This is a genomic window from Longimicrobium sp., assembly GCF_036280135.1.
Classification (GTDB): domain Bacteria; phylum Gemmatimonadota; class Gemmatimonadetes; order Longimicrobiales; family Longimicrobiaceae; genus Longimicrobium.
On record NZ_DASURI010000363.1, the window covers coordinates 1 to 10,600 of the forward strand.

General features: G+C 70.9%; 13 protein-coding genes and 1 pseudogene. 6 read left to right on the top strand and 8 right to left on the bottom strand.

What is annotated here, in order from left to right; translation table 11 throughout:
- The coding region (locus tag VFZ20_RS11370) for an outer membrane beta-barrel protein (protein ID WP_329683996.1) at window positions 1-294 on the top strand (294 nt) is incomplete at its 5' end.
- 235 nt (window positions 295-529) lie between these two features.
- Here the strand turns inward: VFZ20_RS11370 and tnpA are convergent.
- Complete coding sequence (tnpA, locus tag VFZ20_RS11375; protein ID WP_329683997.1) at window positions 530-934, bottom strand: IS200/IS605 family transposase; 405 nt, start codon at window positions 932-934, stop codon at window positions 530-532.
- A 272-nt stretch (window positions 935-1,206) separates the two neighbouring features.
- Between tnpA and VFZ20_RS11380 the strand changes: the two genes are divergently transcribed.
- Window positions 1,207-2,508 carry a radical SAM protein gene (locus VFZ20_RS11380; RefSeq protein WP_329683998.1) on the top strand — a complete coding sequence of 434 codons (1,302 nt, stop codon included), beginning with the start codon at window positions 1,207-1,209 and terminating at the stop codon, window positions 2,506-2,508.
- Between the two features lie 198 nt (window positions 2,509-2,706).
- Here VFZ20_RS11380 and VFZ20_RS11385 read toward each other — a convergent pair whose 3' ends face one another.
- Window positions 2,707-3,648 carry an SDR family NAD(P)-dependent oxidoreductase gene (locus VFZ20_RS11385; RefSeq protein ID WP_329683999.1) on the bottom strand — a complete coding sequence of 314 codons (942 nt, stop codon included), beginning with the start codon at window positions 3,646-3,648 and terminating at the stop codon, window positions 2,707-2,709.
- An 86-nt stretch (window positions 3,649-3,734) separates the two neighbouring features.
- Between VFZ20_RS11385 and VFZ20_RS11390 the strand changes: the two genes are divergently transcribed.
- From VFZ20_RS11390 to VFZ20_RS11400, 3 genes are read left to right on the top strand one after another with little or no spacing between them, the layout of a single operon-like run.
- Window positions 3,735-4,319 carry a helix-turn-helix domain-containing protein gene (locus tag VFZ20_RS11390; protein WP_329684000.1) on the top strand — a complete coding sequence of 195 codons (585 nt, stop codon included), beginning with the start codon at window positions 3,735-3,737 and terminating at the stop codon, window positions 4,317-4,319.
- 57 nt (window positions 4,320-4,376) lie between these two features.
- Window positions 4,377-4,751: a metalloregulator ArsR/SmtB family transcription factor gene (locus VFZ20_RS11395; RefSeq protein WP_329684001.1), complete on the top strand. Its 375-nt coding sequence runs from the start codon at window positions 4,377-4,379 to the stop codon at window positions 4,749-4,751.
- The gene (locus VFZ20_RS11400; protein WP_329684002.1) at window positions 4,748-5,188 is read left to right on the top strand and encodes an SRPBCC domain-containing protein; all 441 of its coding nucleotides are present in this window, start codon (window positions 4,748-4,750) and stop codon (window positions 5,186-5,188) included. The genes VFZ20_RS11395 and VFZ20_RS11400 overlap by 4 nt, the downstream gene beginning before the upstream one ends.
- 30 nt (window positions 5,189-5,218) lie before the next feature.
- Here VFZ20_RS11400 and mug read toward each other — a convergent pair whose 3' ends face one another.
- Genes mug through VFZ20_RS11415 form a run of 3 tightly spaced genes read right to left on the bottom strand, consistent with a single transcriptional unit; the run spans window position 5,219 to window position 7,404 of the window.
- Window positions 5,219-5,773: a G/U mismatch-specific DNA glycosylase gene (gene mug, locus VFZ20_RS11405; protein ID WP_329684003.1), complete on the bottom strand. Its 555-nt coding sequence runs from the start codon at window positions 5,771-5,773 to the stop codon at window positions 5,219-5,221.
- A gap of 22 nt (window positions 5,774-5,795) precedes the next feature.
- The gene (locus VFZ20_RS11410; RefSeq protein WP_329684004.1) at window positions 5,796-6,869 is read right to left on the bottom strand and encodes an ArsO family NAD(P)H-dependent flavin-containing monooxygenase; all 1,074 of its coding nucleotides are present in this window, start codon (window positions 6,867-6,869) and stop codon (window positions 5,796-5,798) included.
- A 40-nt stretch (window positions 6,870-6,909) separates the two neighbouring features.
- A complete protein-coding gene (locus tag VFZ20_RS11415) occupies window positions 6,910-7,404 on the bottom strand; it encodes a redoxin domain-containing protein (protein WP_329684005.1) in 495 nt (164 codons plus the stop codon).
- A 195-nt stretch (window positions 7,405-7,599) separates the two neighbouring features.
- Between VFZ20_RS11415 and VFZ20_RS11420 the strand changes: the two genes are divergently transcribed.
- Window positions 7,600-8,586 carry a DMT family transporter gene (locus tag VFZ20_RS11420; protein ID WP_329684006.1) on the top strand — a complete coding sequence of 329 codons (987 nt, stop codon included), beginning with the start codon at window positions 7,600-7,602 and terminating at the stop codon, window positions 8,584-8,586.
- 17 nt (window positions 8,587-8,603) lie between these two features.
- Here VFZ20_RS11420 and VFZ20_RS11425 read toward each other — a convergent pair whose 3' ends face one another.
- The 3 genes and pseudogenes from VFZ20_RS11425 to VFZ20_RS11435 form a co-directional block, all read right to left on the bottom strand.
- Window positions 8,604-9,374, bottom strand: coding sequence for a hypothetical protein (locus VFZ20_RS11425; RefSeq protein ID WP_329684007.1), 771 nt, complete (start codon window positions 9,372-9,374; stop codon window positions 8,604-8,606).
- Window positions 9,375-9,640: 266 nt separating this feature from the next.
- Window positions 9,641-10,117 (bottom strand): DUF983 domain-containing protein, encoded by a 477-nt coding sequence (locus VFZ20_RS11430; protein WP_329684008.1) that lies wholly within the window; start codon window positions 10,115-10,117, stop codon window positions 9,641-9,643.
- A gap of 204 nt (window positions 10,118-10,321) precedes the next feature.
- Window positions 10,322-10,600, bottom strand: a pseudogene (locus tag VFZ20_RS11435) (glutamate racemase); the annotation flags it as partial.

Sequence of the window (10,600 nt, forward strand, 5' to 3'; positions counted from 1 at the left end):
CCGGCGTACGACGTGCCGCAGGGCCGCATCTCGTCGTCGCTGATGACGCACGTGGGCCTGCGCCAGCAGCTGATGGGCGACCGCGTGACGGTGAACCTGATGGTGACGGACCCGTTTGACCTGTACCGCTCGTCGTTCACCACGCGCGACCCCACGCACATCCAGATTGGCCGCAGCCGCTGGAGCGCGCGCGCCGCCGTGCTGAGCGCCTCGTACAGCTTTGGCCGTCCGCCCCGCGGCCGCGACAGCCGCAACGGCGACGACGAGGCCCAGGAGGAGTCGGTCATCCGCTGATCGGCCGATCAGGCGAAAACACGAGGGGGAGCAGAGGATTCCGATCCTCCGCTCCCCTTCTTCGTTTCTCGTGCAAAGCCGTGGAGGAGTCGAGGTCCGGAACGGGCGAGGTCTGGGCACGAAGTCGGCCCCGAGCGCTCCAGGAGCGAATGAATTCGCCGCTGGAAATTCGCAAAGTCCGCCTTCGCGGACTGCGCGCACGCGGCCCCAGCGCCGGCGCATCCAACGAGCGTGATCAGGGTTCGGCGCCCACGAAGATCGTCCCCTCGCGGTGATGGCGCTCCTGGTCCAGAACGTATCGCCGCACGCGGTTCACGTGGCGCGGTGATACGGACGACGCTCCGTATCCGCCTTGCCACTTGAAGCCGCGCGGCAGCACCTCGTGGTTGGCGAGGTGCGACGACGAGCCTTTCAGCTGTTTCACAAGATCGGAAATGGAGATGGTCGCCGGAAAGCGCACCAAGACGTGCACGTGATCCTCGATCCCGCCAATCTCAACGACCTCCACCTTCAGCCGCGCGGCCTCGTGGCGCATGCACAGGTACACGCGCTCACGCACTCCTGCGGTCAACAGTGGCGCCCGGTCCCACGTGGACCAGACGAGGTGGAGAAAGACCTCCACCCGGCTCGAATGGTTCATTCCCATCACCGCTCCCGCGTGCTCGTCACGTGAAGACTGCGCGGACCGCGAAGACTATGTACAAAGTGCACAAACTTCAAGGCGCAGTCCGCGAAGGCGGACTTCGCGAATTTCCAGCGGCGAATTCATTCGCTCCCTGGTCTCCGTGATCGCTTGGGCCCGCCACGTCGTGATCAGCCCGTTGTGACACGCCGGTCGGTCGGCGTCATTCGGTCCTCTCTACGAGACACTTGCGCCCGGGGTGGATTCGGTATTTATTCGGATACGAAAAAATGCCGAAGATCACGGAGGGCGCTGTGGACAACATGACCCTGGAGCAGAAGCTCGACCTGCTCATCACGCTCGCGGGCGACGATCACGACGGGGCCAACGGCAAGGACCGCACGCTGCCGCCACGCCTGCGCCACACCAAGGACGTGGGCGCCCTGCGGCCGCTGAACATCCGCGACCTGCGCGTGCCGGGCAAAGGCAAGGTGTCGCTGCTGCGCATCCTGATGACCAACGCGTGCAGCTTCAACTGCCACTACTGCCCCATGCGGCGCGACCGCGACATGCCCCGCACGCTCCTCAAGCCCGAGGAGCTGGTCAAGATCTTCCTCGACGCGCACCGGAGAGGCTGGTGCAGCGGGCTGTTCATCACCACGGGCATCCCCGGGCGCCCCGAGAAGGTGATGGACGACCTGATCGCCGTGCTGGAGCTGCTGCGCGGCCGCTACGCCTTCGCGGGCTACGTGCACGTCAAGATGGTGCCCGGCGGCCAGGCCGCGCAGGTGGAGCGGCTGACGGCGCTGGCCAGCCGCGTCTCCGTGAACCTGGAGGCGCCCTGCGGCAACTCGCTCGTGCGCATCGCGCCGGAGAAGAACCTGGACACCACGCTCACGGGCCTGCGGCAGGCGCGGCGCCTGGTCCGCCGCGAGCAGCTGGAGCGGCGCGAGGGCAAGCCGGCGGACCCGCTGCGCCCCGGCGGCGCGTCGGGGATGACCATGCAGTTCGTCGTGGGCGCCACGCCCGACAGCGACCGCACGCTGCTGGGCAAGGTGACGGAGCTGTACGCGGGCGGCGGGGTGCACCACGCGCACTTCAGCGCGTTTCGCCCCATCCGCGACACGCCCATGGAGAGCACGCCCGAGACGCCCGTGCTGCGCGAGCAGCGGCTGTACCAGGCGGACTACCTGCTGCGCCAGTACGGCTTTGGCGCGGACGAGGTGGTATTCGACGGCACGGGCAACATGCCGCTGGGCAACGATCCCAAGACCACGTGGGCCCTGGCGCATCCCGAGCGCTTTCCCGTGGAGGTCCGGACGGCCGCGTACGAGGAACTGGTGCGTGTCCCCGGCATCGGCCCGGGCTCGGCCAGGCGCATCGTGGCGGAGCGTGGGACGACGGTGTTTCGCGGCCTCGCCGACCTGCGCAAGCTGGGCGTGGTGGGCACGCGCGCGGCCGGCTTCCTCACCCTCGGCGGCCGGCGCCTGCAGGACGTGCGCTGGGCCGAGCAACTGGGCTTTTGGGGCGCGGATGACGACACGGGCAAGTATCACCTGACGTATGGCGTGAGCCCGGGGACGTTTCGGTAGGGACTGCAGGGAATAGGGAATAGCCTGCAACTGCTTGAACTGCGGGGGACAGGGACAGGGGACAGCCGGCAACTGCGCATCGTCCAGCGACGGAAGCTCGCCTGACGGCGGGGCTGGGGTGTACACCCTCTCCCGCGCAGTTTGCGGGAGAGGGTGCGAGCGACAGCGAGCGGGTGAGGGCTCTTCGGCCGAGGACCCTTACGCGGGCACCTCCACCAGCTCCCACCGGCTGCCCGTCTTTGGTTGGGCGTGGGCGTACTGGGGAAAGTTCTCGGAAAAATAGCGGCCCCAGTTGGGGCGGCGGCCGTCGACGTCCGTGAAGCCGTACGCCTCCGACAGGGCCCACGAGCTCAGGATGCGCCCCGACTTGCGGATGACCTCCGGGTCCGCCGCCAGCGCGGCGATGGCGCGGCCCACGAAGCACGGCGTCTCGCTCCCCGCCAGACCGAACTCCTTCGCCTGCTCGCTCGTCTCCGCCATCCGCGCCCAGCTCTCCTCCGTGGCGCCGAACGACGCCAGCACCTCCTCCGTCCGCATGAAGCCGGGCGCGACGGCCACGGCCGCCACGCCGTGCGGCGCCAGCTCCTCCGCCAGGTTGTACATCACGCGCTTGAGCACCAGCGGGCCCAGGTCGTAGAACATCCCGCCAAAGAAGTTCAGCGTGTGGCTCTCCTGGATGGTGGCGATCAGCCCGCGTCCCTGCTCCACCATCAGCGGCGCGGCGTGCCACGCCGTCAGGACGTGCGGGCGCACGTACGCCTCCCACGCGGGCAGCTCGTCCTCGATCTTCAATTCCCAGAACGGCTTCCACTCCGCCTGGGGCGTGCCGAGCACGTTCACCAGCACGTCCAGGCGCCCGTGCTCGTCGCGGATGCGCGCGAACAGCGCCGCCACCTCGGCAGCGATCGCGTGGTCCACGCGCACGGCAATGCCGCGGCCGCCGGCCTCGTCCACCATCCGCGCCGTCTCTTCCACCGTCTCCGGCCGCTCCGCGTGGCGCCCGCCGGACGGCGATCCCGCCGCGCCGCGCCCCGTGCACCAGACCGTCGCGCCCGCCTCGCCCAGCATCCGCGCAATCCCCCGCCCCGCCCCGCGCGTGGCGCCCGCCACGACGGCGATCCTTCCCTCCAGCGGCTTCATCTTCGCTCCTCGCGCCTGGATGATGCTCCCGCTAAACTAAACGCGACTACAGAAATGATTCTAAATCCGATTTAGAAACTGTCAAGATGCCCAGACCCCGCAAGGCCACGGACGCGGACGTGATCGCCGCCACGCAACGGGTGATGCAGCAGGTCGGCCCGGCGCAGGTCACGCTGGGGCGCATCGCGGCCGAGGCGGGCGTCACGGCGGGCGCGCTCGTGCAGCGGTTCGGCTCCAAGCGCGGGCTCATGCTGGCGCTGATGGCGGACTTCGCGGGGAGCGCGCCGGCGTACTTCGCGCGCCTGCGGGCGGACCACCAATCGCCCCTGGACGCGCTGCGGGCGCACGCCGACAACCAGGCGCAAATGGCGGATTCGCCCGCGACGCTGGCGCACCACCTGGCGTACCTGCAGATCGACCTGACCGATCCCGACTTCCACGCGCACCTGGGCGCCCACGCCCGCGATGCCCGCGACGAGCTGCGCCGGCTGATCGCGGACGCCGTCGCCGCGGGCGAGCTGGCCCCGCGGACGGACGTGGACGGGCTCACGCGGGCCGTGCAGTCCGTGCTCACGGGCGCGCTCTTTGTCTGGGCCACCCTGCGCGAGGGCACGGCGGCGGAATCCGTCCGCGCGGACCTGGACGCCGTGCTGGCGCCCCACCTGGCGTAGTACGGCGGCTTGACGGATGACGCATCGTATCCCAACATTCATCCAAAAGGTTGAAGGATGATGACGAGCACGACGCCCCACTCCGAACTGGACGACACGCTCCTCGCGCTGGCCGATCCCACGCGACGGGCCATCCTGCAGCGCCTGGCGCGCGGCGAGGCGCGCGTGACGGAGCTGGCGCGGCCGTTCGCCATGTCGCTCAACGCCGTCAGCAAGCACATCCGCATGCTGGAGCGCGCGCGCCTGGTGCGGCGGCGCCGCGCGGGGCGCGAGCACCTGCTGTCCCTCAACCCCGCGCCGCTGGACGCCGCCGCCGACTGGATGAACGCCCAGCGCGCCCTGTGGAACGCGCGGCTCGACGCCCTGGACGCGCTGCTCCAGGCGGAAGACCGCGCGGCCGCACGCCCCGAGAGCCAAGGAGACGATCGATGAGCACGCCCACCCCTGTCATCCTGCGCGTCACCCGCCGCTTCTCGGCCAGCGCCGAGCGCGTGTTCGACGCGTGGCTGGATCCCGAACAGGCGAGGCGCTTTCTCTTCGCGACACCGATGGGGCAGATGGTCACCGTCGACATCGACGCGCGGGTGGGCGGATCGTTCTACGTCGTGGAGCGGCGCGACGGGCAGGACGCGGAGCACTACGGCGAGTATCGGGAGATCGACCGCCCGCGGCGCCTCGTCTTCAGCTTCACGACGGTGAAGGGCGCGAAGGACGGCGACCGCATCACCATCGACATCGTGCCGCTGGAGACCGGGTGCGAGCTCACGCTCACGCACGAGATGTCGCCCGAGTGGACCGACTGGGCGGAGCAGACGCGCCAGGGCTGGACGAACATCGTCGATGGCCTCGCCGCGCTCGTGGACGCGTAGGGCAGGACGGCATGGGCGGCGGATCGCCTCCTACGGATCCGCGAACGCCGCCGCGCGCAGCTCGCCGAACAGCCGGCCGAAGTCCTCCGGCCGATAATTCGCGTTCAGGCCGGACGGGTTGGGGAGAACCCACACGCGCGCCCCGCCGACCGTCTCCTCCTGCGGCCCCACCTGCGCCCTGGGCCGCGCGAAGGCCGTGCGGTACGCGCCCAGCCCCAGCACGGCCAGCCAGCGCGGATGAAAGCGCGCGACCTTGTCCGCCAGCTGGCGGCCACCCTCGATCAGCTCCTCTCGCGACAGCTCGTCCGCGGCCGTGCTGGGGCGGTCGGCCACGTTGGTGATGCCGCAGCCGTACGTGATCAGCAGCTGCTCCTCGGACGGGTCCAGCACGCGGGGCGTGAATCCGCCGGCGTGCAGCGCCTTCCAGAATCGGTTGCCCGGCCGCGCGAAGTGGTGGCCCACGGCGGCCGTGTACAATCCGGGATTGATGCCGCAGAACAGCACCTTGAGCCCCGGCGCGATCACGTCCGGCAGCGTGCGCCCGCCCGCCGCCAGCAGCTCCTCCTTGGTCGGCCTCCGCACCATCCAATCCCCTCCTCGGCTCCGATCAGGCCACGTCCGCCGGCCGCAGCGCCGACGCGATCTCGTCCACCGTCGCCCGCGCGCTGCGCCCCACGGCGACCAGCGTGGCGGACGCGAACCCCGTCCAGTTGCCGTATCCCACCAGCCACAGCATGGGCTCGCGCACGGCGCGCGTGCCCCGCACCGCCACGCGCCCGTCCGCGTCCACCAGACCCAGCGACCGCAGGTGCTCCAGCGCGGCGCGATAGCCCGTGCACCAGATCACCGCGTCCACGTCCTCCGCGCGCCCATCGGGCCACACGACGCCGCGCTCCGTCATCCGCGCGAACGGGCGCACGGCGCGCAGCACGCCCCGGTCACGCGCCTCGCGCACGGGCGGCACCATCACGACGTCGCCCAGGTTCGCGGGCGGGGGTGGCGGCCGGCCCTCCTTCTGCGCGCGGTAGATCTCCGTCGCCTGGTCAAAGAGGTAGCGCCCGTCCACGTGGTCCGGCAGAAAGCGCGGCTCGTCCAGTGTGATCCAGGTGGCGTCCGCCACGCGCGAGACCTCCGCCAGCACCTGCGCGCCGGAGTTGCCGCCGCCCACGACCAGCACGCGCCTGCCCGCGAACGCGTCCGGGCCGCGATACTCGGCGGAATGGATCTGCACACCGAGGAAGGTTTCCCGGCCGGGGACGTCGGGGACGACGGGATGGGCCCAGCTGCCCGTGGCGCTCACGACCGCGTCCGCCGTCCACGTCGCGCCATCCGTGGCGATGCGGAAGATCCCCTCCTCTCGCGTCACCGCGCGGGCGTGGACGGGGCGCTCGACGGGAAAGCCGTAGCGCGTCTCGTACCGCGCCAGGTAGTCGGCGGCCTCGTCGCGGGTGGGATACGTGTCCGCGCCGCCCGGCATCAGCCAGCCCGGCAGCGAGCTGAAGCGCGCGGGTGAGAACAGGCGCAGGCTGTCCCACGTGCGCCGCCACGCGCCGCCCGGCCCGGCCTGGTCGTCCAGGATGAGCCACGACAGGTCCGTGCGGCGCAGGTAGAAGCCCGTCGCCAGCCCTGCCTGCCCTCCCCCGATCACCACCACCTCGCGGTGCCGCTCCGAATCCGTCATGCGCGGACGCCGATGCTTATCTGCACGTGTCTCGTCTCCCTCACAGCGACTCGCCCTCGCACTCGGGGCACTGGATGGCCATGAAGCGCGCCCAGTCCACCAGCTCCGCCGGCTCCGGCACGTCGTGCGCGGCGCCCGCCTCGTGCCGAAAGCGCGCCTCGCCCCACGGGTCGGCCACGAGCACCGCCGCGTCATCCACCCGCATCCGCTGCCACAGCGTGCGCTCCGGATCCGCCAGCACGGGAAAGGGCGGATCGACGGCCTCCATCACCCGCGCGGCATCCTCCACACTTCCGGGCACGACGGCGACGACGCGGCCGTCCCACGCGCGCATCTCCTCGTCCGCCACCGCCAGCCGGCGCAGGTACGCGCGGCAGGCGTCGCACTCGGCGTCGTCCAGCACCACGACGACGGGCACCTGCCGGCCCCCTGGCGCCACGAGCGGCATCGTGCTCCCGTCGGGCGCCGATGCCAGCTGCAGGTCCGGCAACCGCTCCCCTCGCGCCAGGCGCGGCCGATCCGCGATCTCCTCCATCTCACCCCCTCCGTTCAGGTCGCGGAAACGCTAGCGGACGAGCGGAGCCGGGGAAAGCCGCGCGGAACAAGTGCACGATGTGGACCGGGAGCTGGCAGCCCTTGCGGCCGTGGCTATCTTCGTGCGCGATTTTCCGCATTCCCCCAGGAGCCAGCGTGCACGGATCCAGACCCGCCGCCATCCATCCGCCCGTCCATGCCTGACCCGCGGCGCGACGAGACGGCCGCGGCCACGCCGGAGCTGAGCGGCGAGGTGGCCGGCATTGAGATCGAGGCGGCGGGGCCCGGGCGCGGGCCCCGCTTTCCGCTGGGGATGCGGTACATGGTGGGCGCCGCGCTGTCGTTCAGCGTGATGAGCCTGCTGGTGAAGGTGGCCGGCCAGCGGCTGCCCAGCCAGGAGATGGTGATGGTGCGCGCCGTCATCACCCTGCTGCTGAGCGTGTGGGGCATCCGCGCGGCCCGCGTGCGGCCGTGGGGCACGCCGGAAAAGCGCCCGTTGCTGGTGGTGCGCGGGGTCTTCGGGTTCCTGGCCCTGTCCTGCTTCTACCACTCCATCGTGCACCTGCCGCTGGCCGACGCCACCGTCATCCAGTACACCAACCCCGTCTGGGCCGGGCTCCTGGCCGTGCCGTTCCTGGGCGAGCGGCTGCGGCGCCGCGAGGTGGCCTCCGTGCTCGTCAGCATGGCGGGCGTGGCGCTGGTGATGCAGCCGTCCTTCCTCTTTGGCCACGGCGCGGGCCTGGAGCCCGTGACGGTGATGATCGGCCTGCTGGGCGCCATGTCCAGCGGCGTGGCGTACGTGACCGTGCGCAAGCTGGGCGCGACGGAGCACCCGGCCGTCATCGTCTTCTACTTCTCGCTCGTCTCCGTCTTTGCCGCCATCCCCACGGCGCTGCCGGGCGCGGTGTGGCCCACCCCGCGCGAGTGGCTGGTGCTCGTCGGCGTGGGCGTCACAACGCAGCTGGGGCAGATCGCGCTCACGCACGGGCTGCGGCTGGAGCGCGCCGGACGCGCCACGGCCACGGCGTACCTGCAGATCGTCTTCGCGGCGTTCTGGGGCATCGTCATCTTCGCCGAGGTGCCGGACTGGGGCACCTTCCTGGGTGCCGCGCTCATCGTCGGCAGCACCCTCGCGCTCGCCCGCCGCGGCCGCGAAAAGCCCGCCCCCGCGCGGGAAAGCTGAACGGCGACGCCGGTGGCTCAGCCGTGCGCGAGCCACCCGTCCATGGCCCGGCCGATGAGCCACCCCACCAGCCCGGCGCCCAGCTGCGACACGATCCACAGCCAGAGCGGCAGGCCGACCTTGCGCTGCCGGTAGCCCACCATCCACTGCGACACCTCCAGGGCGCGGAGGCGCTCCAGGTCGTAGTGGACCTGCGTGCGTCCGGGCGACGCGTCCGTGACCGTCCCGGGCGGGGTGCTGCTCATCAGCCGCGCGTGCGGCGGCAGGCGGATGCAGACGCGGATGACCTCGCACGGCAGGTTGAAGATCAGCCATCCCGTGCAGACGACCGTGCGCTTGAAGATCCCGGCCGTCACCGCCGTGCCCCCGCGTGCCTCGTACGCATAGCCGAAGCGGTACTGGCCCCCCGCCCCCAGCCTTCGCCGAAAGCGCACGCGCAAACGCGTGGCGCGAGCCTCGGCCGGCTCCAGCGTCGTCTCCAGCGTACCGGCGGTGTCCCACGCGTGTACACCGCTGACCTCCCCTTCCACGGCGGGAATGTCGTACGTCCATTCTTCCGCCACGAACTCGTCCGCGGTGCCGGGGACGCCCGCGGGCTGCACCAGGCACTCGAAGGTAAAGCGTACGCGGTGCGGATCGTCCAGCAGATCCACGGCGAGCGTGCCGGAGCGCAGCACGAAGCACGGCAGCTCGTGCGCCCCGGTCCGGTACTGCTGCGCGGTGGCGCCGGGCGGGGGCTCGGGAAAGAACACCACGTCGGCGGGGTCGCGAATGGTCGGATGGGTCATGGGCGAAGGCCTGGTTCATACCTGTCCCCAAAAGAGCAGGAGGCGTCCAGCGCTCTGCTGGACGCCTCCTGGGAGGGTCGAAAAACCGGTGGGTGATCAGGCGACCGGTGCACCGCCCGCGCCCCCGATGACCACGATGATGAGCTTGCCTGCCATGCGCGCCTCCCGGATAGAGACCTGGGCTCTACACTATTTTGACGCGCCAAAGGTGTACGAAGCACCACCTTTTGTCAAGCGTGTTCACTTTGCGCCACCGCGCGGACACTTCAGCGGTCGCGGTGCTTGCGATACGTGTCGTGCGGGTGCGTGCGGTGCCACTCCATCTCCTCTTCCGTCACCGGGCGGATGAGGATGTCGGACGCCAGCCAGATGCTGTGCCCGAAGGGATAGAACAGGAACGGCGCGACCACGGCCAGCCCCAGGCTCAGCCACAGCAGCACATCCCAGGGCACGCTGCCCCACAGGATGATGACGAGCGCCACGGCCGTCAGCACCACGAGGAACTCGGCCAGCACCATGTTGAACATCATGGCGCCCAGGAAGAAGTCCTCCTCGCCGCGCTCCGTGCGCAGGCCGCAGGCGGGGCACACGCGCTTCATCTTCATCCACGAGCCCTTGATGCGCCCCTCGCCGCAGTGGGGGCAGCGCAGCCGCAGGGCCCGGCCGTACAGGCGCAGAAAGCGCCCGCCGCTCAGCTCCTCGGGGTGGCGCGGCGTCGTGGGCCCCTTCGATTCCATGGTCATCGTCGTCATATCGTTCCATCCGGCGTCGCACGTCATCCATCGTCGATGACAAGGATACTCCCGTGCACCGGACGCGGCAGTCGGGCAAACCCTCACCCGCCGTGCGAGATGCCCGCACCGCTTCATCATCCGCGCGCGCAAGCGGCGAGCCCCGCCCGCGCGTCCAGGCGCCGGGCGGGGCTCCGTGCATCCGCGATCCGCGGATCAGACCTCCAGACGCTCCAGCTCCAGCGGCTCGCCCCACAGCCGCGCGACGACGGGGCCCACCTCCAGCGGATCGCCCGTCGTCATCAGCCGCAGCGAGCCCTCGCCCTCGCCCTCGCCCTCCAGCGCGCCGGCCTCCGTGAGGATCTGCCGGGTACGGCGGGCGATGGCCTCGCCGCTGTCCAGCAGCAGCACGTCGGGTCCCAGCGCGTCCTGAATGGCGTCGCGGACGAAGACGTAGTGCGTGCAGCCCAGCACCACCGTGTCCACACCCGCCTC

Bases quoted from the DNA above. Each gene is read 5' to 3' on its own strand.
- tnpA (WP_329683997.1), bottom strand. From the start codon at position 934: ATGAACCATTCGAGCCGGGTGGAGGTCTTTCTCCACCTCGTCTGGTCC.
- VFZ20_RS11380 (WP_329683998.1), top strand. From the start codon at position 1,207: ATGCCGAAGATCACGGAGGGCGCTGTGGACAACATGACCCTGGAGCAG.
- VFZ20_RS11385 (WP_329683999.1), bottom strand. From the start codon at position 3,648: ATGAAGCCGCTGGAGGGAAGGATCGCCGTCGTGGCGGGCGCCACGCGC.
- VFZ20_RS11390 (WP_329684000.1), top strand. From the start codon at position 3,735: ATGCCCAGACCCCGCAAGGCCACGGACGCGGACGTGATCGCCGCCACG.
- VFZ20_RS11395 (WP_329684001.1), top strand. From the start codon at position 4,377: ATGATGACGAGCACGACGCCCCACTCCGAACTGGACGACACGCTCCTC.
- VFZ20_RS11400 (WP_329684002.1), top strand. From the start codon at position 4,748: ATGAGCACGCCCACCCCTGTCATCCTGCGCGTCACCCGCCGCTTCTCG.
- mug (WP_329684003.1), bottom strand. From the start codon at position 5,773: ATGGTGCGGAGGCCGACCAAGGAGGAGCTGCTGGCGGCGGGCGGGCGC.
- VFZ20_RS11410 (WP_329684004.1), bottom strand. From the start codon at position 6,869: ATGACGGATTCGGAGCGGCACCGCGAGGTGGTGGTGATCGGGGGAGGG.
- VFZ20_RS11415 (WP_329684005.1), bottom strand. From the start codon at position 7,404: ATGGAGGAGATCGCGGATCGGCCGCGCCTGGCGCGAGGGGAGCGGTTG.
- VFZ20_RS11420 (WP_329684006.1), top strand. From the start codon at position 7,600: ATGCCTGACCCGCGGCGCGACGAGACGGCCGCGGCCACGCCGGAGCTG.
- VFZ20_RS11425 (WP_329684007.1), bottom strand. From the start codon at position 9,374: ATGACCCATCCGACCATTCGCGACCCCGCCGACGTGGTGTTCTTTCCC.
- VFZ20_RS11430 (WP_329684008.1), bottom strand. From the start codon at position 10,117: ATGACCATGGAATCGAAGGGGCCCACGACGCCGCGCCACCCCGAGGAG.